General features: G+C 72.5%; 21 protein-coding genes and 1 tRNA gene. 9 read left to right on the top strand and 13 right to left on the bottom strand.

Going from position 1 to position 20,489, the window contains the following annotated elements; all coding sequences use genetic code 11:
• The first annotated feature begins 21 nt into the window (after nt 1-21).
• The 4 genes from BMW67_RS11350 to mutL all read left to right on the top strand — a co-directional run bounded on the left by BMW67_RS11350 (nt 22) and on the right by mutL (nt 5,602).
• Nucleotides 22-609 (top strand): DUF3035 domain-containing protein, encoded by a 588-nt coding sequence (locus BMW67_RS11350; RefSeq protein ID WP_072747667.1) that lies wholly within the window; start codon nt 22-24, stop codon nt 607-609.
• Between the two features lie 268 nt (nt 610-877).
• Nucleotides 878-2,299 (top strand): M16 family metallopeptidase, encoded by a 1,422-nt coding sequence (locus BMW67_RS11355; RefSeq protein WP_083581390.1) that lies wholly within the window; start codon nt 878-880, stop codon nt 2,297-2,299.
• On the top strand, nt 2,296-3,651 hold the full coding sequence (locus BMW67_RS11360) for a M16 family metallopeptidase (protein WP_072747668.1): 1,356 nt from the start codon (nt 2,296-2,298) through the stop codon (nt 3,649-3,651). Before BMW67_RS11355 ends, BMW67_RS11360 begins: the two co-directional genes overlap by 4 nt.
• A gap of 55 nt (nt 3,652-3,706) precedes the next feature.
• The gene (mutL, locus tag BMW67_RS11365) at nt 3,707-5,602 is read left to right on the top strand and encodes a DNA mismatch repair endonuclease MutL (protein WP_072747669.1); all 1,896 of its coding nucleotides are present in this window, start codon (nt 3,707-3,709) and stop codon (nt 5,600-5,602) included.
• Nucleotides 5,603-5,626: 24 nt separating this feature from the next.
• Here mutL and BMW67_RS11370 read toward each other — a convergent pair whose 3' ends face one another.
• From BMW67_RS11370 to BMW67_RS11380, 3 genes are all read right to left on the bottom strand, one after another.
• Nucleotides 5,627-6,547, bottom strand: a complete 921-nt coding sequence (locus tag BMW67_RS11370; protein ID WP_072747670.1) for a DMT family transporter — start codon at nt 6,545-6,547, stop codon at nt 5,627-5,629.
• A gap of 551 nt (nt 6,548-7,098) precedes the next feature.
• Nucleotides 7,099-8,400, bottom strand: coding sequence for an NAD-dependent dihydropyrimidine dehydrogenase subunit PreA (gene preA, locus BMW67_RS11375; RefSeq protein ID WP_072747671.1), 1,302 nt, complete (start codon nt 8,398-8,400; stop codon nt 7,099-7,101).
• A gap of 3 nt (nt 8,401-8,403) precedes the next feature.
• Complete coding sequence (locus BMW67_RS11380; RefSeq protein WP_072747672.1) at nt 8,404-9,738, bottom strand: NAD(P)-dependent oxidoreductase; 1,335 nt, start codon at nt 9,736-9,738, stop codon at nt 8,404-8,406.
• A gap of 103 nt (nt 9,739-9,841) precedes the next feature.
• On the opposite strand from BMW67_RS11380, the gene BMW67_RS11385 reads away from it, so the two are divergent.
• Nucleotides 9,842-10,357, top strand: a complete 516-nt coding sequence (locus BMW67_RS11385; protein ID WP_245728516.1) for an MmcB family DNA repair protein — start codon at nt 9,842-9,844, stop codon at nt 10,355-10,357.
• Between the two features lie 12 nt (nt 10,358-10,369).
• On the opposite strand, the gene BMW67_RS11390 is transcribed toward BMW67_RS11385, so the two are convergent.
• Nucleotides 10,370-10,585, bottom strand: a complete 216-nt coding sequence (locus tag BMW67_RS11390; protein ID WP_072747673.1) for a DUF6324 family protein — start codon at nt 10,583-10,585, stop codon at nt 10,370-10,372.
• A 96-nt stretch (nt 10,586-10,681) separates the two neighbouring features.
• On the opposite strand from BMW67_RS11390, the gene BMW67_RS11395 reads away from it, so the two are divergent.
• Nucleotides 10,682-10,758 (top strand) — tRNA-His (locus BMW67_RS11395).
• A 34-nt stretch (nt 10,759-10,792) separates the two neighbouring features.
• On the opposite strand, the gene BMW67_RS11400 is transcribed toward BMW67_RS11395, so the two are convergent.
• The 8 genes from BMW67_RS11400 to coxB form a co-directional block, all read right to left on the bottom strand.
• Nucleotides 10,793-11,380, bottom strand: a complete 588-nt coding sequence (locus tag BMW67_RS11400) for a cytochrome P460 family protein (RefSeq protein ID WP_072747674.1) — start codon at nt 11,378-11,380, stop codon at nt 10,793-10,795.
• Nucleotides 11,381-11,505: 125 nt separating this feature from the next.
• Nucleotides 11,506-12,201: an SURF1 family protein gene (locus BMW67_RS11405; protein ID WP_072747675.1), complete on the bottom strand. Its 696-nt coding sequence runs from the start codon at nt 12,199-12,201 to the stop codon at nt 11,506-11,508.
• A gap of 16 nt (nt 12,202-12,217) precedes the next feature.
• Nucleotides 12,218-12,580 carry a DUF983 domain-containing protein gene (locus BMW67_RS11410; protein ID WP_083581394.1) on the bottom strand — a complete coding sequence of 121 codons (363 nt, stop codon included), beginning with the start codon at nt 12,578-12,580 and terminating at the stop codon, nt 12,218-12,220.
• 5 nt (nt 12,581-12,585) lie between these two features.
• The gene (locus BMW67_RS11415; protein ID WP_072747676.1) at nt 12,586-13,392 is read right to left on the bottom strand and encodes a cytochrome c oxidase subunit 3; all 807 of its coding nucleotides are present in this window, start codon (nt 13,390-13,392) and stop codon (nt 12,586-12,588) included.
• A gap of 50 nt (nt 13,393-13,442) precedes the next feature.
• Complete coding sequence (locus BMW67_RS11420; protein WP_072747677.1) at nt 13,443-14,000, bottom strand: cytochrome c oxidase assembly protein; 558 nt, start codon at nt 13,998-14,000, stop codon at nt 13,443-13,445.
• A 1-nt stretch (nt 14,001) separates the two neighbouring features.
• Nucleotides 14,002-14,148, bottom strand: coding sequence for a hypothetical protein (locus BMW67_RS15750; RefSeq protein ID WP_170258985.1), 147 nt, complete (start codon nt 14,146-14,148; stop codon nt 14,002-14,004).
• A 10-nt stretch (nt 14,149-14,158) separates the two neighbouring features.
• A complete protein-coding gene (cyoE, locus tag BMW67_RS11425) occupies nt 14,159-15,109 on the bottom strand; it encodes a heme o synthase (RefSeq protein WP_072747678.1) in 951 nt (316 codons plus the stop codon).
• 37 nt (nt 15,110-15,146) lie between these two features.
• Nucleotides 15,147-16,028 carry a cytochrome c oxidase subunit II gene (coxB, locus tag BMW67_RS11430; protein WP_083581396.1) on the bottom strand — a complete coding sequence of 294 codons (882 nt, stop codon included), beginning with the start codon at nt 16,026-16,028 and terminating at the stop codon, nt 15,147-15,149.
• Between the two features lie 208 nt (nt 16,029-16,236).
• Here coxB and tldD point away from each other — a divergent pair, with 208 nt between their 5' ends.
• The 3 genes from tldD to BMW67_RS11445 all read left to right on the top strand — a co-directional run bounded on the left by tldD (nt 16,237) and on the right by BMW67_RS11445 (nt 19,072).
• Complete coding sequence (gene tldD / locus BMW67_RS11435; protein ID WP_072747680.1) at nt 16,237-17,667, top strand: metalloprotease TldD; 1,431 nt, start codon at nt 16,237-16,239, stop codon at nt 17,665-17,667.
• 524 nt (nt 17,668-18,191) lie between these two features.
• The gene (locus tag BMW67_RS15590) at nt 18,192-18,599 is read left to right on the top strand and encodes a hypothetical protein (RefSeq protein WP_125459036.1); all 408 of its coding nucleotides are present in this window, start codon (nt 18,192-18,194) and stop codon (nt 18,597-18,599) included.
• Between the two features lie 14 nt (nt 18,600-18,613).
• Entirely contained in the window at nt 18,614-19,072 is a 459-nt protein-coding gene (locus BMW67_RS11445; protein WP_072747682.1) for a hypothetical protein, read from the top strand.
• Nucleotides 19,073-19,090: 18 nt separating this feature from the next.
• Here the strand turns inward: BMW67_RS11445 and BMW67_RS11450 are convergent, their stop codons facing one another.
• On the bottom strand, nt 19,091-20,461 hold the full coding sequence (locus tag BMW67_RS11450; protein ID WP_072747683.1) for a glutamate--cysteine ligase: 1,371 nt from the start codon (nt 20,459-20,461) through the stop codon (nt 19,091-19,093).
• Nucleotides 20,462-20,489 lie beyond the last annotated feature (28 nt).

Raw genomic sequence — 20,489 nt, forward strand, 5'->3', positions numbered from 1 at the left:
GCGGCTGAGGGTGCACGAGACATGTCCGAACTCCGTTCCGCCAGGCTGCGCCGCCCGCTCCGCCTTTGCCTCGTGGCCGCCGTCGCGGCGCTGGCCGCAGGCTGCGGCGGGCGCACGGACCTGGGCGAGGCGCTCGGCATCAAGCTCAGCTCGCCCGACGCCTTCAACGTCTATCCGCGCAAGCCCCTGCGCCTGCCGCCCGACCTGAACGCGCTGCCCGAGCCGCGCCCCGGCGCGCCCAGCCCGCTGGATCCCGACCCGCTGGCCGAGGCGCGCGCGGCGCTGGGCGGCGTGGGCGCGACGCCCGACCCGGCCGCCGCCCCCAGCACGGGCGAGCTGACGCTGCTCGACCGGGCCGGCGCGAACGAGGCGCCGGCCGACATCCGCCGCCAGCTCGAGGCGCCCGAGCGCAACCGCCGCTCGCCCTACGGGCTGTCGAGCCTGTTCGGCATCCCGGTCCCCGATTACGAGATCGGCGGCGACAGCCCGGTGCTGGACCCGCGCGCCGAGGCCGAACGCCTGCTCGAGCTGGGCGCGCCGACGCCCTCGGCGCCGCCGCCCGCCCCGGAGCAGCCCAGCAACGAGTGGATCCTGGGCGAGATCCTCTGACCCGCCGAAGGCCCCGCGTCCGAACGGGCGCGCCGGCCCGGCCGGCGCCGACCCCAGGCGCGCAACGGCCAGGACGGCCCCCAGGACCATTGCGCGGCCGGCGCGGCGCCTGGATCGCGCGGCGTCCTTGTCGCGGACCCTTTGCCGCGCCCGCCCGCCGGGCCCCTTGCCTGCACGCGCGCGCGGGCTAAGCTGCCCCCCTGCGCCGCGCGCCGGACCGCTCGGGCGGCGGCGGCTTCGGCTCAAGGTCCGTTCAAGGAGCTCGCCCATGCCCTCTTTCCTTCGCCGGACGCTGACGCGCCTTGCGCCCCTCGTCGCCCTGGCGCTGGCCGCGCCGCCCGTCGCCGCCGCGCCGCGCGTCACGACCTTCGCGCTTGAGAACGGCATGCAGGGCGTGGTGATCGAGGATCACCGCGCGCCGGTGGTCACGCACATGGTCTGGTATCGCGTCGGCGCCGCGGACGAGCCGCGCGGCAAGTCGGGGATCGCGCATTTCCTCGAGCACCTGATGTTCAAGGGCACCGACAAGATCCCCGACGCGGCGTTCTCGCGCATCATCGCGGCCAATGGCGGGCAGGACAACGCCTTCACCAGCTACGACTACACGGCCTATTTCCAGCGGCTCGCCGCCGACCGGCTCGAGCTGGCGATGGAGATGGAGGCCGACCGCATGCGCAACCTGCGCCTGAGCGAAGAGCAGGTGCGCACCGAGCGCGACGTGGTTCTGGAAGAGCGCAGCCAGCGCACCGACAGCGACCCCTTCGCGCTGTTCTCCGAGCAGCGCGGGGCGGCGCTTTACCTCAACCACCCCTACGGCATTCCCGTCATCGGCTGGCGGCACGAGGTCGCGGCGCTGACGCGCGACGATGCGCTGGCCTTCTACCGGACCTGGTATGCGCCCGACAACGCCATCCTGGTCGTCGCGGGCGACGTCGACCCCGCCGAGGTCGAGCGCCTTGCCCGCAAGCATTACGGCCCCCTCGCGCCCTCGCATCCGCCCGAGCGGGCGCGCCCGCAAGAGCCGCGGCAGCTGGCCGCGCGGCGCATCGAATACGCCGATGCGCGCGTGCGCCAGCCCTATGTGGTGCGCAGCTACCTGGCGCCGGCCAGGCGGCAGGATCAGGCGCGCGCCGCCGCCCTGGCGGTGCTGGCCGAGATCCTGGGCGGCGGCCCGGCGGCGCGGCTTCAGCAGGCGCTGACCATCGGCTCGGACCTGGCGGTGGGCGTCGGCGCCTGGTACGAGGCCGACCGACGCGATCCGGGCGCCTTCACGCTTTACGCCGCCCCGCGCCCCGGCCGCAGCCTGGCCGAGGTCGAGGCGGCCATGGATCGGGTGATCGCCGATTTTCTGGCCTCGGACGGCCCGAGCGACGAAGAGCTGGCCCGCGTCAAGGCCGGCGCGCGCGCCGATCTGATCTATGCGCAGGACAGCCAGCAGGCCATGGCGCAGATGTATGGCGCGGGGCTGGCCGCCGGGCTGACGCTGGAGCAGATCCGCAGCTGGCCCGACGCCATCGCCGCCGTCGACGCCGAGGATGTGATGGAGGCGGCGCGCGCGCTGTTCGACAAGCGCCGCTCGGTCACCGGCTGGCTGACCGGCGCCGAAGATGCCGCCGCGCCCGTCGGCGCCGCCCCGCCCGAGGACGCGCCCGCGGCCCGGCCGCTTGTCGAATCAGGAGCCGCCCAATGATCCGCCTTTGCCTTGCCGCGCTGGGCGCGCTGGCCTTCCTGGCCGCCGCCCCCGCCCCCGCCCGCGCCGCCGCCGAGGTGCAGGAGGTGGTCTCGCCCGGCGGGATTCGCGCCTGGCTGGTGCGCGAACCCGCCCTGCCCATGGTCGCGTTCGAGATCATCTTCGAGGGCGGCGCGCTGCGCGACCCCGACGAGCTGCCCGGCGCGGCGAATTTCCTGGCCGCGATGCTGTCCGAAGGGGCGGGCGATCTGGACGCCGCCGCCTTCGCCCGCAAGGCCGAGACGCTGGCGCTGCGCGCGGGCTTCTCGGCCGGGCGCGACTCGTTCACGGTCTCGGCGCGGATGCTGACCGAGAACCTCGATGAAAGCGTCAATCTGCTGCGCCTGGCGCTGACCGAGCCGCGCTTCGACCCCGACGCCGTCGAGCGCGTGCGCGCCGGCATCCTGTCGGGCCTGCGCAGCGCGCGCACCGACCCCGACTCGCTGGCCGCCATGGCCTGGAGCGCGGCCATGTTCCCAGGCGATCCCTACGGCCGCCCCGTCGAGGGCGACGAGGCCGCCGTCGCGCGCATCGGCCCCGAGGATCTGCGCGCGGCGCGGCGGCGCGCGCTCAACCGCTCGCGGCTGGCGGTCGGCGTGGTCGGCGACATCGACGCCCAGACGCTGGGGCCGCTGCTGGACCGGCTTCTGGGCGCGCTGCCCGACGACCCCTGGACGCCCCCGCCGCCCGCGCGCCCGGCCCGGCAGCGCGGAACCACGGTCGTGCCGCTCGACACGCCCCAGTCGCGCGCCGTGCTGGGCCATGAGGGGCTGCTGCGCTCGGACCCCGACTTCATCCCCGCCTATGTGATGAACCACATCCTCGGCGGCGGGGGCTTCTCGTCGCGGCTGATGCGCGAGGTGCGCGAGAAGCGCGGCCTGACCTATGGCGTCTATTCCTACCTGGCTCCCTACCGGCGGGCGGGGCTGATCATGGCGGGGCTGGCCTCGGACAATGCGCGCATGGCCGAGGCGCTGGAGGTGATCCGCGCCGAATGGGCGCGCATGGCCCGCGAAGGCGCCACGGCCGAAGAGCTGGAAGCCGCCAAGCGCTATCTCACCGGCGCCTACCCGCTGCGCTTCGACACCAACGCCAAGATCGCGGGTCAGCTGGCCGGGTTGATGCGCGAAGGCTTCGACCCCGGCTATCTGCGCCGGCGCAACGCCTTGATCGAGGCGGTCACGCTCGACGACATCCGCCGCGTCGCCGCCCGCCTGCTGCATCCCGAGCGGCTGCGCACGGTGGTCGTCGGCCGCCCCGAGGGGCTGCCCCCCGGCCCGCCCATCCCCGGCTTCACCGACGCCGAACGCTGAGCCAGGGGCGCGGCGGCCATTTCCAAGACCGCCGCGCCATGCTATCCCTTGGGGCATGAACGCGCCAAGCCACAACATCATGCCCCGCCGCCGCATCCGCCTGCTGGATGAGGCCGCCCAGAACCGAATCGCCGCGGGCGAGGTGGTCGAGCGCCCCGCCTCGGCGGTGAAGGAGCTGGTCGAGAACGCGCTCGACGCCGGCGCGCGGCGCATCGAGGTCAGCGTCGCCGACGGCGGCAAGACGCTGATCCGCGTGCACGACGACGGACACGGCATCGCGCAGGACGAGCTGGCGCTGGCGCTCGAGCGGCACGCGACCTCCAAGATCGACGGCTCGGACCTTCTGAACATCTCCAGCTTCGGCTTCCGCGGCGAGGCCCTGCCCTCGATCGGCGCGGTGGCGCGACTGACGCTGACCAGCCGCGCGGCGGGGGCGGACGAGGCCTGGCGGATCGTCTGCGTGGCGGGCGAGATCGGGCGGCCGCAGCCCGCCGCCCACCCGCCCGGAACCACGGTCGAGGTGCGCGACCTGTTCTTCGCCACGCCGGCGCGGCTGAAGTTCCTGCGCACGGACCGCGCCGAGCTTCAGGCGATCTCGGAAACCGTCAAGAAGCTGGCCATGGCCGCGCCCGAGGTCGGCTTCACCCTGCGCGCCGCCGGCCCGGAGCAGGAGGGGCGGCTGATGTTCCGCGCCGATCCCGAGCAGGGCGACCTGTTCGACGCCCGGCTGGCCCGGCTGAGCCAGGTTCTGGGCGCCGAATTCGCGCAGAACGCCCTGCCCATCGAGGCCGAGCGCGAGGGGCTGCGCCTGACCGGCTTCGCCGCCCTGCCCACCTTCTCGCGCGGGTCTGCGGCGGCGCAGCACCTGTTCGTCAACGGCCGCCCCGTGCGCGACAAGCTGCTGGCGGGGGCGCTGCGCGCGGCCTATTCCGACCTGCTCGGCCGCGACCGCCACCCCGCCGCCGTGCTGTTCCTCGACTGCCCGCCCGAGCGCGTGGACGTGAACGTGCACCCGGCCAAGACCGAGGTGCGTTTCCGCGAGCCGGGCGTGGCGCGGGGGCTGATCGTCTCGGCGCTGCGCCATGCGCTGGCCGAGGCCGGGCGGCGCTCGAGCACCACGATCTCGACGGCGGCGCTGGGCGCCTTCCGCCCCGAGACCGGCGCGCCCCACCCCGCCTATCAGGGCGACTACGCGCGCCCGCGCCCCTCGGCGGGGCTTCTGGCGCGCGCCTGGCAGGCGCAGGCGCCCGCCGCCCAGGGCGACGCCGCCGCGGCCTTCGCCGAGGCCCCCGCCGCCTTCGCCCAGGAGACCGCGCCGGGCTGGTCGGCCCGCGTCGAGCCCCCCGCCCCCGACGCCGAGGCCGCCGAGGATCTGCCCCTGGGCGTGGCTCGCGCGCAGTTTCACGAGAACTACATCCTGGCCCAGACCCGCAACGGCATCGTGATCGTCGATCAGCACGCGGCCCATGAGCGCCTGGTCTACGAGCGTCTCAAGCGCCAGATGGCCGAGCGCGCCGTGCCGCGCCAGGCGCTGCTGATCCCCGAGGTGGTAGAGCTGTCGCCCGAAGACGCCGAGCGCGTGCTCGACGCCGCCGAGCAGCTGGCCGAGGCCGGGCTTGCGGTCGAGCCCTTCGGCCCCGGCGCCGTCTGCGTGCGCGAGACGCCCGCCGCCCTTGGGCAGGTCGACGCCCGCGCCCTGGTGCGCGACGTGGCGGACGAGCTGGCCGAGATGGGCGACGCCCGCGCCGTGCGCGCGCGCATCGACGCGGTGCTCTCGCGCATGGCCTGCCATGGCTCGGTGCGCTCGGGACGGCGCCTGACGGGCGAAGAGATGAACGCCCTTCTGCGCGAGATGGAGGCGACGCCCCATTCCGATCAGTGCAACCATGGCCGCCCGACCTGGGTCGCCCTGTCGCTGGCCGACATCGAAAAGCTGTTCGGCCGCCGCTGAGCGCGCGAGAAAGGGCCGACCCCCTCAGCCGCGCAGCAGAAAAAGCATGGCGCAGGCGGTGGCCGCCACGCCGGCCAGGATTGACGCCGCCGGCCATCCATGCCCCAGCAGCCCCTCCCACAGGATGACGAAGCTGGGCGTGACGTAGCCATAGGCCATGACCTTGGCCGCGGGCAGGCGCAGCGCCGCGAACTGGACAAGGACGAAGGTCGTCGCGCTGGCCATCAGGGCCAGATAGGCGATGGCGCCCCAGACGATCGGAGGCAGCGCGCTCCAACGCACGGCCGCCAGCGCGCCGGTGGCCAGCGCATAGGCCAGGATGGCCAGGAAACAGGCAAGCGTCGTCCAGAAGGCGAAGGCCAGCAGGGGTTCGTCGCGCTTGAACAGCCGCACCATGGGCGTGTAGAGCGCATGCGCCGCGCAGCCGACCAGAAAGATCGCCTCGCCGCGGCCGATCTCGAAGGCCATCATCGCCCGCAGATCGCCGCGAAAGATCACCCAGCTCGCCCCCGCCGCCCCCAGCGCCAGCGCCAGCGCCACGCGCCGGTCGGTGCGCTGGCCCAGCAGCGCCCAGGCGAAGACCGCGCTCATGGCCGGGGTCAGGGTGAACACCGCCCCCGTCGAGACGGGCGAGGCGATGCGCAGCGCCACGAACATCAGGACGAAATAGACCGCCAGCGTTCCGCCCAGAAGCGCATACCTCCAGGGCTGCGCCAGCTGGCGCAGCCGCAGCCCCGGCCCGGCCGCCGCCATGGCCCCCAGCGCCGCCGCCGCCAGCGCAAAGCGCGCCACGTTCAGCGCCTCGGGCGGCAGATGCGGCGCGGCCAGCGCGCCCAGGGTGAACGAGCCCGACACGATCGCGGCGAAGGCCAGCATGGCCGCATGGCCGCGCAGCGCCTCGCGCCGCTCGGCGCCGGGCGGAACCGAGGCATGAAGCGCGCTCATCGGGCGCCCTTTCCTGCGCCCGCGCCGGGGCCGGGCGCGCGTCGGACGCGCAGCCCGCCGCCCGCGCGCAGCCAGGCGCCGGGCGCCTTGGTCCGGGGCGCCGCCCTCATGCGCCGCGCTCGGCCTGCGCACGGTCCGTGCGGGGGCCGCCCGGGCGCCGCGCAGGGGCTGTGGGCGCGGCGCGCCGCGCACCGCCGCCCCCGCAAGGCCGGCGGCCAGGGACGACATGGATCGGCGCCCAAAGGCATGGGTTGGACGAATGACGCGCGCTCATGCCGCTTGTTCCCGCGCCGAGGCGCGCAGGTCAAGAGGACGCCGCCCACGGGCCGAGCGTCCGCCCCCGCTGCCTCGGCGCTTCGTCCTTGGATTCAGCCCCGAGCCGCGCTCGCCCCGCGCAGGCGCGCCGCGCCCGCAGTCGCCAAGCCTGAGCCGCTGGCCTTGCCCGCGGCCCTTGCCGGCGCGCCCTTGCGGCGCCCGCGCGACCGCGCGCCGCACGGATGCCGCACCGTCGCAGGCCCCGGCGCAGATCGCCGCCGGGGCCTTCTCCCGCCTCACTCGGCGGCCTTGGCCGCCGGGTTGTTCGGATGCGTGGTCCAGTTGGCGTATTCGCCCGACACGACCTTGCCGGTGCGCGGGTCCACCTCGCCCGGGGCGAGCGGAACCATGTCGATGCAGCCCTCGACCGGGCAGACGTTGACGCACAGATTGCACGCCACGCATTCCTCGTCGATGACCTCGAAGACGCGGCCGTCCTTCATGGCGATGGCCTGATGCGAGGTGTCCTCGCACGCCGCGTAGCAGCGCCCGCACTTGATGCACAGATCCTGGTTGATCTTCGCCTTGGCGACGTAGTTCAGGTTGAGCTGGTTCCAGTCGGTGACGTTGGGCACGGCGCGCCCGACGATGTCGGACAGCGTGCGGTGGCCCTTCTCGTCCATCCAGCCGGACAGGCCCGAGATCATCTCCTGCACAACGCGGAAGCCATAGGTCATGGCCGCGGTGCACACCTGCACGCTGCCCGCGCCCAGGGCCATGAACTCGGCCGCGTCGCGCCAGGTGGTGATGCCGCCGATGCCCGAAATGGGCAGACCCGCCGTTTCGGGATCGCGCGCGATCTCGGACACCATGTTGAGCGCGATGGGCTTCACCGCCGGGCCGCAATAGCCGCCATGGCTGCCCTTGCCGTCGATCGACGGCTCGGGGCTGAAATCGTCAAGGTTCACGCCCATGATCGAGTTGATCGTGTTGATCAGCGACACGGCGTCGGCGCCGCCGGCCTTGGCCGCGCGCGCCGGGCGGCGGATGTCGGTGATGTTGGGCGTCAGCTTGACGATCACCGGCATGCGGGTGGCCTGCTTGCACCAGCGGGTGACCATCTCGATGTATTCGGGCACCTGCCCCACCGCCGAGCCCATGCCGCGCTCGGACATGCCGTGCGGGCAGCCGAAGTTCAGCTCGATGCCGTCGGCGCCCGTCTCCTCGACCAGCGGCAGGATGCCCTTCCAGCACTCCTCCTCGCACGGGACCATCAGCGAGACGATCATCGCGCGGTCCGGGTAGTCGCGCTTGACGGCCTTGATCTCGCGCAGGTTCACCTCGAGCGGACGGTCGGTGATCAGCTCGATGTTGTTGAGCCCGATCAGCCGCCGGTCCGGGCCCCAGATCGCGCCGTAGCGCGGGCCGTTGACGTTGACCACATGCGGATCGAGCCCCAGCGTCTTCCACACCACGCCGCCCCAGCCGGCCTCGAAGGCGCGGCGCACGTTGTATTCCTTGTCGGTGGGCGGGGCCGAGGCCAGCCAGAAGGGGTTGGGCGACTTGATGCCCACGAAGTCGGTGCGCAGATCGGCCATGGCTCAGCCCTCCATCAGCTTGGCGTGGATGTCCTCGGCCGCGTCGCGGCCCTCGGCGACGGCGGTAACGGTCAGATCGTCGCCGCCCGCGGCGCAGTCGCCGCCCGCCCACACCCCGTCGAGCGAGGTGCGCCCGGCGCCGGTCACGGCGATCTTGCCGCCCTCGAGCGCCAGCCCCTCGACCGGGACCAGCGTCTGGCCGATGGCCTTGAAGACCTGATCGGCGCGCAGGGTGAAGGTCTCGCCCAGCGGGCGCAGCCCGTCGGGGCCCTCGGCGACGTATTCGAACTCGACCGCCCGCGCGGCCCCATTGGCAAGGATGCGCACGGGGCGGGCGTTGAACTTCAGCACCACCCCGCGCGAGGCGGCCAGGTCCTGCTCGTAGCGCGAGGCGCTCATGCGTTCGCGGCCGCGGCGATAGACCAGGGTCACGTTCTCGGCCCCCAGCGCCTTGGCCTGAACGGCGGCGTCGATGGCGGTCATGCCGCCGCCGATGACCACCACGTCGCGCCCGATGGGCAGCTTGCTCAGGTCCTGCGCCTGGCGCAGATCGGCGATGAACTCGACCGCCGGGCGCACGCCCTCGGCGTCTTCGCCCTCGACGCGCAGCGCGTTCACGCCGCCAAGGCCGATGCCCAGGAACACCGCGTCGTATTCGGCGCGCAGCGCCTCGAGCGAGATCTCGGCGCCCAGGCGCTGGCCGGTGCGGATCTCGATGCCGCCGATGCGCAGCAGCCAATCCACCTCGGCCTGGGCGAAGCCGTCGACGGTCTTGTAGGCGGCGATGCCGTATTCGTTCAGGCCGCCCGGCTTGGGGCGCGCGTCGAACACCACCACCTCGTGCCCCTTCATCGCCAGACGATGCGCGCAGGCCAGCCCGGCGGGGCCGGCGCCGACCACGGCCACGCGCTTGCCGGTCGGGGCGGCGCGCTCGAAGGGATGGGCGTTGACCGCCATCATCGCGTCGGTGGCGTAGCGCTGCAGGCGACCGATCTTGACCGGGTCGCCCTCGGCGGTCTGGCGCACGCAGGCCTCCTCGCACAGCTGCTCGGTGGGGCAGACGCGCGCGCACATGCCGCCCAGAATGTTCTGCTCGAAGATCGTGCGCGCCGCGCCCTTGGCGTTGTCGGCGGCGATCTGGCGGATGAACATCGGAATGTCGATCGAGGTCGGGCACGCCGTCACGCAAGGCGCGTCGTGGCAGAAATAGCAGCGGTCCGCCTCGACATGCGCCTCGTGATCCGAGAGCGGCGGATGCAGGTCGGCGAAGTTCGCCGCGATCTCTTCGGCGCTCAGGCGTCCCGGGACGATCCCTGGCGTCAGGCTCGGATGCGTCATGCGACTCTCCCTGTGGTCGTTGTTCTGATTCGAGATTGGCGCCGGTCCGTTTTTTTATCAATTGATAAAATTACGCTGCGGCGCAGCACGCGCCCCGCCGCGCTTGACGCGACGCGCGCCGGCGCGCAGCCTGCGCGCCATGTCCGAGCGCATGACCCAGGACGCGCCGCCGCGCCCCGGCGCCCTGCTGGCCCGCGGGGTGTGCCGCTACATGCTGAGCGCGGGAATCGCGCCGGTGACCGAGTTCGCGCCCGAGGCGCGGCTGCGCGCCGACGTGATGGGAGTCGACGCGCGCGGGCGCATCTGGATCGTGGAGTGCAAATCCAGCCTGGCCGATTTCCGCGCCGACGCGAAATGGCGCGGCTATCTGGCGTGGTGCGACCTGTTCGCCTTCGCCGCTCCGGCCGATTTCCCGCACGAGGCGCTGCCCGAGGATGAGGGCCTGCTCATCGCCGACGGCTACGGCGCCGAGCTGATTCGCCTGCCCGCGCCGCGCCCCCTGCCCCCCGCGCGGCGCAAGGCGCTGACCCTGCGCCTGGCCATGGCGGCGGCGCGGCGTCTGCGCGCGGCGCTCGATCCGGGCGCGGCGGCCTTCGATTCGCTGAGCGGCGAGGACTGAGCCCGGCCGCGCTCAGCGCCGGCCCTTGCCGCCCTTGGGCCCCTTGCGCACCGCGCGCGCCTTGGCTGCGGCCATGCGCAGCTCGTCGGCGATCTCTTCGGCCTCTTCGGGGTCGAAATCGAGCGGCAGCTCGATCCCCTCGCCCTCGACATAGATGCGGACCATGCCTTCGGTCGTCGGCCCGATCTGCAGGTTGGCCGCGATGTCGCTTTCGCTGTCGATGCCCATGCGCGAAATCCTCCTGCGCAGGTGCTACGACCTGCCGCGCCGAGGCGCAAGCGGGTCTTGCATTGCGCCGCCGGCGAGGGTATTTGAGCCGCCAGTGCCGACGTAGCTCAGTTGGTTAGAGCACTAGATTGTGGATCTAGGGGTCCCCCGTTCGAGCCGGGGCGTCGGTACCATCCCCCCTTCCCCTCAGGCCCGATCGCCGGCGCGTCAGCGCGCGCGCACCTCCTCCACCGGATAGGCCATGTAGTCCTGATCCGCGTAGTTCTGGTGGCACGCGTTGCACGCGGTCATCACGTCCACCGCCTGAGGCGCGCCGTTCGGGGCGACCATCATGTAATACCAGTCGCCCGTCTGCAGCGAGGCGCCCGGCTCGGCCTTCTGCATGATGAAGAGCGGCCCCGGCGCCGCCTTGCCCTGCTCGTCGATCGAGAAGCTTTCCTTGGCGATGACGCTGCCCGGCGGCATCTTCACGCCCTCTTCCTCGAAGCGCAGATAGGTCGCGGCCCCGACCGGATTGACGTAGGTCAGCAGATAGCGCCCGCCGTGAAAGCCGGGATCGGCCGGAAGGTTGCTGGCGCGGGTCCAGCCGCGATACTCGGCGACAAATCGTTCGGGGACCCAGCGCTTGGGTCCGGTCATGTAGCCGCGCAGCATCTTGTCCTCGAGACAGGCGTAGACGGCCTGCGCGTCTTCATAGGTCATCTGGTCGCGCGGCTTGCCGGCGGCGCATTCCTCGGCCGCGGCCGCGGACGCCGCCGCGGCAAGCCCGCCGGCGAGAATGGCGATGCGAATCATGTGGACTCCTCCCTGCTTGAAGCGGCGCCGCGCATGGGCGCGGCCCGTCCGCCCAAGCATCGCGCGCGCCGGCGCCGGCGGCCATTCAAGGCGACGCAACACTGCGTGAAGGATGCGTGAGGCGCTCAGGCGCGCCCGTCGCGGCGGATGCGCAGGATGAAGGCCGCCGTCATGCCCAGCCAGACCGCCGCCAGCGAGAACCAGGTCACCGCATATTGCAGATGATCGTTGCGCAGCCGCACGGTGACGGGCTGCGGCTTGGGCCACTCGACGCCCTCGGGCGCGGTCTCGGCCACCACCAGAACCGGCTCGGCGTCGAGCGCGCGGGCCATGGCCGGCACGTCGCGCGCGAACCAGATGCCGCGCGCCGCGTCGGGCGGCAGGCGCGCACCGCCCTCGTCCGGCCACAGCAAGGCGCCCGTCACCGTTTCGCGCCCGCCCGGGCGGGGCGCGTTCTTCAGGCTTTCGGGGACGAAGCCGCGGTCGACCAAGATGCGCCGGCCGTCATCGGTCTCGAACGCCACGATCACGCGAAAGCCCGGCCCGTGCGGCGGCAGCGAGGTCAGCACGTGCAGCTCGTTCCGGGGACCGTCCAGGCGCGCGCCCTCGACGCGCACGCGCAGATGCTCGTCGCGCGATTCGACCGGCCTTTGCGGAAGCGGCGCGGGCGGCTGCGAAAGGCGCTGTTCGAGGGTGGCGATCAGGCCCTCCTTCCACGCCAGGCGCCGCAGCTGCCAGGTTCCAAGCCCCACCAGGATCGCGGCGCCGACCGCCCCGAGGACGATGGCGAAAACCAGCGATGCGGCGCGCGATCGGGCCATGAGGAAACTCCGCTTCTCAGCGGCGGGCGGCCTTGCGCCACGCCTGAGCGATGAAGAAGCACTTGAGGAAGGGCAACGGCGCAAGCCCGCCGACGATCGCCCCGGCCATGCCCGCCGCCACCGGCCAGGCGCCCGGCGCGTCGAAAGCCAGCATGCTGAGGGCGACGGCGCCGACGCCGCCCAGCCCCGCCAGCGCGCCCGCGAAGAAGGCCGGGCCGTCGCCGGCGTCGTAGGGGCGCAGGTCCAGCCCGCAGGACTCGCAAACGGGGGCGGCGCGAAGGAACCCTTCGAGCAGCCGCCCCCGCCCGCAGCGCGGACAGCGCCGGCGCAGCGCCGCCTGAAGCGGCGTCAGCGCGCCGGCGCGGTCGTCTTCGCTCATGTCGCTCAGCCGCCCCAGATGTAGACGACGGCGAACAGGAACAGCCACACCACGTCGACGAAGTGCCAGTACCAGGCGGCCGCCTCGTAGCCGACATGGGCCTCCTTGGTGAAGTGGCCCGCGAAGGCGCGGAACATGCACACCGCCAGGAAGATGGTGCCGACGATGACGTGGAAGCCGTGGAAGCCCGTCGCCATGAAGAAGTTCGCGCCGTAGATGTTGCCGGCGAAGCCGAAGGAGGCGTGGCTGTATTCGTAGGCCTGGGTGATGGTGAAGAGGATGCCCAGCAGCACGGCGCCGACCAGGGCGTTGCCCATGGTGCGGTTGTCGCCGTCATGGGCGATGGCGTGGTGCGCCCAGGTGGCGAAGCAGCCCGAGGCCAGCAGGATCAGCGTGTTGATCAGCGGCAGGTGCCAGGGGTCGAAGGTCTCGATGCCCGCGGGCGGCCAGACGCCGGGCTCGACCGAGAAGCCCACGATCTCGCCCATCGGGTAGAGCGCGTGCTTGAAGAAGGACCAGAACCAGGCGACGAAGAACATCACCTCGGAGGTGATGAACAGGATGACCCCGTAGCGCAGGCCGATGCGCACGACGGGCGTGTGCTCGCCGGCCATGGCTTCGCGGATGACGTCGCTCCACCAGCCATACATGGTGTAGAGCACCAGCAGCAGGCCGACGGTCATGATCCACGGCCCGCGGTCGTGGAAGAACAGCACGGCGCCGTAAAGCATCACGAAGGCGCCGAACGCGCCCAGAAACGGCCACGGGCTGGGCGGCAGGATCTGATAGGGATGGTTCTTCTGATGGGCCATTTGCTCGTCTCCTCGCGGGGTCCTCGTCGCGTTCGGTCTCGCCTGTCGGGTCAGTTGGTCGCCGAGGCGCCGTCGGCGGCGCCCTCGGGCAGGTCGATCTCGTAGAAGGTGTAGCTGAGCGTGATGGTGTGCACCTTGCTCGCCTCGGGGTCGTCCACGATCTCGGGATCGACGTAGAAGGTCACGGGCATCTGCACCGTCTCGCCCGGCTGGAGCACCTGCTCGGTGAAGCAGAAGCACTCGATCTTGGTGAAGTAGCCGCCCGCCGAGAAGGGCGCCACGTTGTAGCTGGCCTGCCCGGCGATCGGCCGGTCGGTGGGGTTCGAGGCCTCGTAGAAGGCCATGCCCGTCTCGCCGATGCGCAGCTCCACCTCCCTGGTCAGGGGGCGGAAGGTCCAGGCCATGCCCTTTTCCTTGTTGGCGTCGAAGCGGATCTTGATGGTGCGGTCCAGCACGCGGTCGGGGGCCTGCTCGGCCACCGACACCTCGCCGCCGAAGCCCGTCACCCGGCAGAACCAGTTGTAGAGCGGCACGGCCGCGAAGCTGAGCCCGCCCATGACGGCGACCAGCAGGACAAGACCCAGCACGGTGCGGCGGTTGCGGTCCATGTCAGAAAGCCTTGATCATCTGGCCGTTGGCCAGCTTGACGATGGTCACGGCGAACACCAGCAGCACGAAGGCCAGCAGCACGCCGCCCAGCGCCAGGTTGCGGCGGCGGCGGCGCTTGTGCAGCTCGTGCTCTTCCTTGACGATCATCGCCCGTCCCTCAGATCAGCGCGAAAGGCGCGGCCGCGCCGGTCGCCGCGCGGATCGCCGCCTCGACCAGCAGGGCGGCGAAATGCGCGAACAGATACACGATCGAGAAGCCGAACAGCTTCTTCTCGGCGGCGTATCCGTCGGCCTCGGCCTCGGCTTCGCTCCGGCGCCGCACGCGCCAGGCCAGCTGCACGAAGCGCAGGTTCAGCGCCGCCGCCACGGCCAGATAGACCCATCCGCCCACCTGCGTGAAGGCCGGGGCCAGCGCCACCGGCGCCAGCAGCGCGGCATAGGCGAAGATCTGGGCGCGAGTCGCGCGCGGGCCGGCGGTGACCGGCATCATGGGCACGCCGACGCGGCGGTAATCCTCGTTGCGGAACAGCGCCAGCGCCCAGAAATGGGGCGGCGTCCACATGAAGATCAGCGCGAACATCAGCAGCGCCTCGAACGAGACCCCGCCCGTGGCGATGGCCCAGCCGATCACCGGCGGCAGCGCGCCCGCGGCCCCGCCGATGACGATGTTCTGCGGCGTCGCGCGCTTGAGCCACATGGTGTAGATGACGGCGTAGAAGAAGATGGTGAAGGCCAGCAGCCCCGCCGCCACGAAGTTGGCGAACAGCGCCAGCATCATCACCGACAGCACCGACAGCGCCAGCCCGAGGGCCAGCGCCTCGCCCGCCGCGACGCGGCCCGAGGGCACGGGCCGGCCGCGCGTACGCGCCATCTGGGCATCGATGTCCGCGTCCCACCACATGTTGAGCGCGCCCGACGCGCCCGCTCCCACGGCCACGCACAGCAGCGCCGCGAAGGCGATGACCGGATGCACGCCCGACGGCGCCGCGGCCAGGCCGACGATGGCGGTGAACACCACCAGCGACATGACCCGCGGCTTGAGCAGCGCGACGTAGTCGCCGAACTCGGGGTCGGCCTCGCGCGGGCGGATGATGGATGCGTCGGTCATCTGCACTCCGGTTCAGGCTTGCGCGCCGGGGCGCGGCTCAGCGGGCCGAGGCCAGGCGCAGCGGCGCGTCGGCCGCGGCCAGCTGCTCGCGGGTCTTGCGCACCCAGGCGTCATACTCGTCCTGCGGCACGGCGCGCACGACGATCGGCATGTAGGCGTGGTCCTTGCCGCACAGCTCCGAGCACTGGCCGAAGTAGCGGCCGGGCTTGTCCACGCGGAACCAGCTCTCGTTCAGGCGGCCGGGAACCGCGTCGATCTTCACGCCGAAGGCCGGCATCGCCCACGAGTGGATGACGTCCGCGCCGGTGGTCAGCAGACGCACCACCTTGCCCACGGGCACCACGACCTCGGTGTCGGTCTGCAGCAGCCAGGTCTCGCGCGTGGTGCCGGTCTTCTTGATCAGCTCGGCCGCGTCGGGATCGGCCATGGCCGTGTCGAAGTCCTTGAAGCCCGACCCGACCATGAAGCTGTCGAACTCGATGCCCTCGTCGGCATAGGCGTAGGACCAGTACCACTGGTTGCCGGTCGCCTTGATGGTCACGTCGGCGTCGGGAATCGTCACCTGCTTGTCCAGAAGGCGCAGCGACGGCACGGCGATGGCGACCAGGATGAGGACGGGAACCAGCGTCCACGCCACCTCGAGCAGCGAGTTGTGCGTGAAGCGCGCCGGCGTCTTGTTGGCGCGCTCGTTGAAGCGGATGATGACGATCAGCAGCAGCGCCATCACGAACAGCGTGATCGCCGCGATGATGTAGAGCAGGAAGTTGTCCATCCAGTGCAGGTCGCGCGCCACCTCGGTGGCCGCGGGCTGCAGCGAAGTGCCGCCCGGAACGGGCATGCCCACATTCTCCTGCCCCCAGGCGACGCCAGCCGCCAGCATGCCGAGCACCGTCGCCGCCGCAGTCTTTGCAATCCGCATGTCGTTCCCCATCTTGTTGTGGGCGCGCGCGACCCTGCCGCGGGGTCGGCCCCCATGGCAAGGCGCGCTGCAGTCAGTTGCCTTGGATATTCCCTTACTGCACTGTCGCAGGCAAGGCACGCGCTGAGTTTCAGGTGCAACGAATTGCCGCCGCCGCCAGCGACCATCGGTCGCACCCGCCGCGGCGGCGCCGTCAGAAAGGATCCGCATGACCTCCGAAGACCGCTTCCGCCCCTTCGAAAGCGCCCTCGATCCCGACAGGGCGCTGGCGATTCTGCGCGAGGCGACGGCGGGCGCCGAGGATGGCGAGCTGTTCGTCGAGCGCCGCCGATCCGAATCGCTCGTCTTCGACGACGGCCGCCTCAGGACCGCAAGCTACGACGCGGGCGAGGGTTTCGGCCTGCGGGCGGTCTGCGGCGAGGTCGCCGGATACGCGCACTCGACCGAGATCAGCGAGCGGGCCCTGCGCCGCGCGGCCCAGACCGCGCGCCTGGCCGCGCGCGGCGGCGGCGCAACCGTCGCGCTGGATGCGCCGCCGCCGGCGACGAACAGGCGGCTTTACGGCGACCGCGACCCGCTCGAGGGGGTCGCCTTCGAGCGCCGCATCGAGGCCCTGGCGCAAATCGACGCCTACGCCCGCGCCCGCGACCCGCGCGTGGTGCAGGTCACCGCCAGCCTCGCCGCCTCGATGCAGGAGGTCGAGATCCTGCGCCCCGAGGGGCTGCGCCTGCGCGACGCGCGGCCGCTGGCGCGCATGAACGTCACCGTGATCGTCGAGCAGGGCGGCCGGCGCGAAAGCGGCTCGGCGGGCGGCGGCGGCCGCGCCGGCGCGGCCGACATGCTCGAACCCGCGCATTGGCAGGCCCTTGCGGACGAGGCCCTGCGCCAGGCGCTGGTCAATCTCGAGGCCCAAGAGGCCCCCGCCGGCGAGATGGAGGTGGCTCTGGGCCCGGGCTGGCCCGGCATCCTGCTGCACGAGGCCATCGGCCACGGGCTGGAGGGCGACTTCAACCGCAAGAAGACCTCGGCCTTCGCCGGGCTGATGGGCCAGCGCATCGCCGCCCCCGGCGTGACGGTGGTGGACGACGGCGCGATTCCCGACCGCCGCGGCTCGATCAGCTTCGACGACGAGGGCACGCCCTCGGGGCGCACCACGCTCATCGAGGACGGCATCCTGGTCGGCTACATGCAGGACCGCCAGAACGCCCGGCTGATGGGCGTCGCGCCGACCGGGAACGGGCGCCGGCAAAGCTACGCCCACGCGCCCATGCCGCGCATGACCAACACCATCATGCTGGGCGGCGACGCCGACCCGCAGGAGGTCGTCGCTGCCGTGCGCGACGGCATCTACGCGGTGAATTTCGGCGGCGGCCAGGTGGACATCACGAACGGCAAGTTCGTGTTCTCGTGCACCGAGGCCTATCGGGTGAAGAACGGCAAGATCCTGCACCCGGTCAAGGGCGCCACGCTGATCGGCGACGGCGCGACGGCGCTGCGCGGCATCCGCATGCTGGGATCGGACATGGCGCTGGACCCCGGCATGGGGACCTGCGGCAAGGCCGGCCAGTGGGTGCCGGTCGGCGTCGGCCAGCCGACCGTGCTGATCGAAGGGCTGACCGTGGGCGGCGCGGCGGCCTGAGCGCGCCGCCCATGCCCTTGCTTCCATCTTCGCCCCGCAGGAGCCGCCCCTTGGCGCAGCCCGACCCCGAACCCGCGCCGCAGACCAGGCCGCCGGACGCCGCCCGGGACGACCAAGCCCCGCGCGCGGCGACGCGCGACGAAGCCCCGCGCGCGGCAACGCGCGACGAAGCCCTGCGCGCGGCTCGGCGCGATAACGCCCTGCACGCAGCTCGGCGCGATGACGCCCCACGCGCGGCCATGCGCGACGAGGCCACGCGCGGCACGCGGCGCGACGATCTCCAGCGCGCGGCTACGCGCGACGATCTCCAGCGCGCGGCTACGCGCGACGATGTCCCGTGTGCGGCAGAGCCCCGCCAGGTCCGGAGCGCGCCCGCGCACGACGCGGCCCCTCGCGCCTCCAGGTCGCCCGCCAAGTCGCCCCCCGAAGCGACCCCCGAAACGACCCCAGAAACGCCCCCCGAGCCGCCCGCCGCATGGCTGCCCGCCGCCCTGGCCGCCGGCGCGGCCCTGCCCGCCGCGCTCATGGGCGCGGGCGCGGCGGCGCTGCTGGCGCTGACGCTGCCGCCCTTCGCCGCGCTGACCGGGCTGGGCCGCTGGGACGTGTTCGCGCCATTCGGCGCGCTCGGCGCGGCGCTCAACCTTTGGCTGCTCGGGGCGCTGGCGGTCATGCCGCCGGCGCGGGCGCTGGCGCGGCGGCGCGGGCGTTTCGGCTGGGCCGAGACGGCGATCAGCGCGGCGCTTGGCGGCGCGGCGCTGACGCTGACGGTGGCGGTCGTGTCGGCCTGGGGCGCGGGGCGCGGCGCGCTGCTGATCGAGCTGACCGGCTGGGCCAAGCTGCTTGGCGGGGCCGCCGCGGCGGCGGCCGCGGCCATGCGCCTTGGCGTCATGGCGGCCGGCCGGCTGGCCCGCTGGACAGGACGGCGGCCGTGATCTAGCGTGCGGCGATGGCGGTTTTCTCGAACGATTGGTGGCCTTCGCAGGTGCGCCGGCCAAGGCTTCGGCTTCTGGCGGCGCTGGCGCTGAGCCCCGCGCTGGCGGCGATCCCGGCCGGGCTGGTCGGCTTCGTGGTGGCGGGTCTGAACCTGTCCGACGGCGGCGCGGTGCGCGAGCAGACGGCCATCGTCGCCCTGTCGGCGCTGGGCGCGCTGCTGGCCTTCATGGGCAGCTTCGGACTGGCGGCGATCCTGGCGCTGTGGGCGACGCGCCGGCGCTCGGCCGGCGCGTTCGCGCTGGCGGGCGCGGCGGCCGGCGCGCTGTTCCTGCTGGCGACGAACCTGCTGGTCACCGGGCTGACGACCACGCCGGCGCAGATGGCGGCCTTTGCGCTTCTGGGGGCGCTGACGCTGCTCATCGCGCGGCGCATCGCGGGGGTGCGCCCGCCGCCCGAGGCGCCGGCGGGCTGAACGCCCGCCGGGGGCGGCTCAATAGCTGTATTCGGCGTAGATCCGCGTCAGATCGCCCTTCCACGGCCCCTGCCAGCGCTCGAGCAGCTCTTCGGCCGGGGTCTTGCCGCTTTCGACGATCTCGTGCAGCGCGTTGAGGAAATGCGTCTCGTCGGGGATCAGCCCCCCGGCGCCCGGGCGGGCGCGCCGCGCAAGGCCCGCGCGCGACAGCTCGAGCACGTCGCGCGCCACGTCGCGCAGGCTGCGCCCCGCGATCTCGGCCTTCAGGCCCCTGACCGACGCGTCCACGCGCAGCGCCTCGCGCTGCTCGGCCGTCCAGCCCTTGCACAGCTCCCACGCGGCGTCGAGCGAGGCCTGATCGTAAAGCAGCCCGACCCACAGCGCCGGCAGCGCGCACAGACGCCGCCAGGGGCCGCCGTCGGCGCCGCGCATCTCGAGATACCGCTTGAGCCGCGCCTCGGGGAAGATGGTGGTCAGATGGTCGGCCCAGTCCGACACGGTCGGCTTCTCGCCCGGCAGCGCGGGCAGCCGGCCTTCGAGAAAGTCGCGGAAGCTTTGCCCCAGCGCGTCGATGTAGACGCCGTCGCGGTAGACGAAATACATCGGCACGTCGAGCGCGTATTCCACGTAGCGCTCGAAGCCCATGCCCGGCTCGAACACGAAGGGCAGCATGCCCGTGCGGCTCGGGTCGAGGTCGCGCCAGATGCGCGAGCGCCAGCTCAGATGCCCCGTCGGCTTGCCCTCGAAGAAGGGCGAGTTGGCGAACAGCGCCGTCGCCACCGGCTGCAGCGCCAGCGCGACGCGGAACTTGCGCACCATGTCCGCCTCGGAGGCGAAGTCCAGATTCACCTGCACGGTGCAGGTGCGATACATCATCTGCTTTCCGTGCGTGCCCACGCGGTCCATGTAGTCGGTCATCAGCCGGTAGCGGCCCTTGGGCATGACGGGCATGTCCTCGTGCCGCCAGATGGGCGCCGCGCCAAGGCCGATGAAGCCGGCGCCGATCTCGTCGGCCACCGACTTGACCTGCCGCAGATGCTCGTTCACCTCGTCGCAGGTCTGGTGAATGGTCTCGAGCGGCGCGCCCGACAGCTCGAGCTGGCCGCCCGGCTCGAGCGAGATGTTGGCGCCGTCCTTCTCGAGGCCGATCAGATGGCCGGCCTCGTGCACCGGCGCCCAGCCGAAGCGGTCGCGCAGCCCTTCGAGCATGGCGCGGATCGAGCGCGGCCCGTCATAGGGCAGCGGCTTGAGCGTATCGACGCAATAGCCGAACTTCTCGTGCTCGGTGCCGATGCGCCAGCTTTCGGGGGGCTTGCAGCCCTGCTCGAAATACTCGACGAGCTGCTCGTAGCGCTCGATCGGCCCGCCGCCGGTTTGGGGAATGGACATGCGCCGCGCGCCTCCGCAATGGTGCCGT

Source organism: Oceanicella actignis (assembly GCF_900111545.1).
GTDB lineage: Bacteria > Pseudomonadota > Alphaproteobacteria > Rhodobacterales > Rhodobacteraceae > Oceanicella > Oceanicella actignis.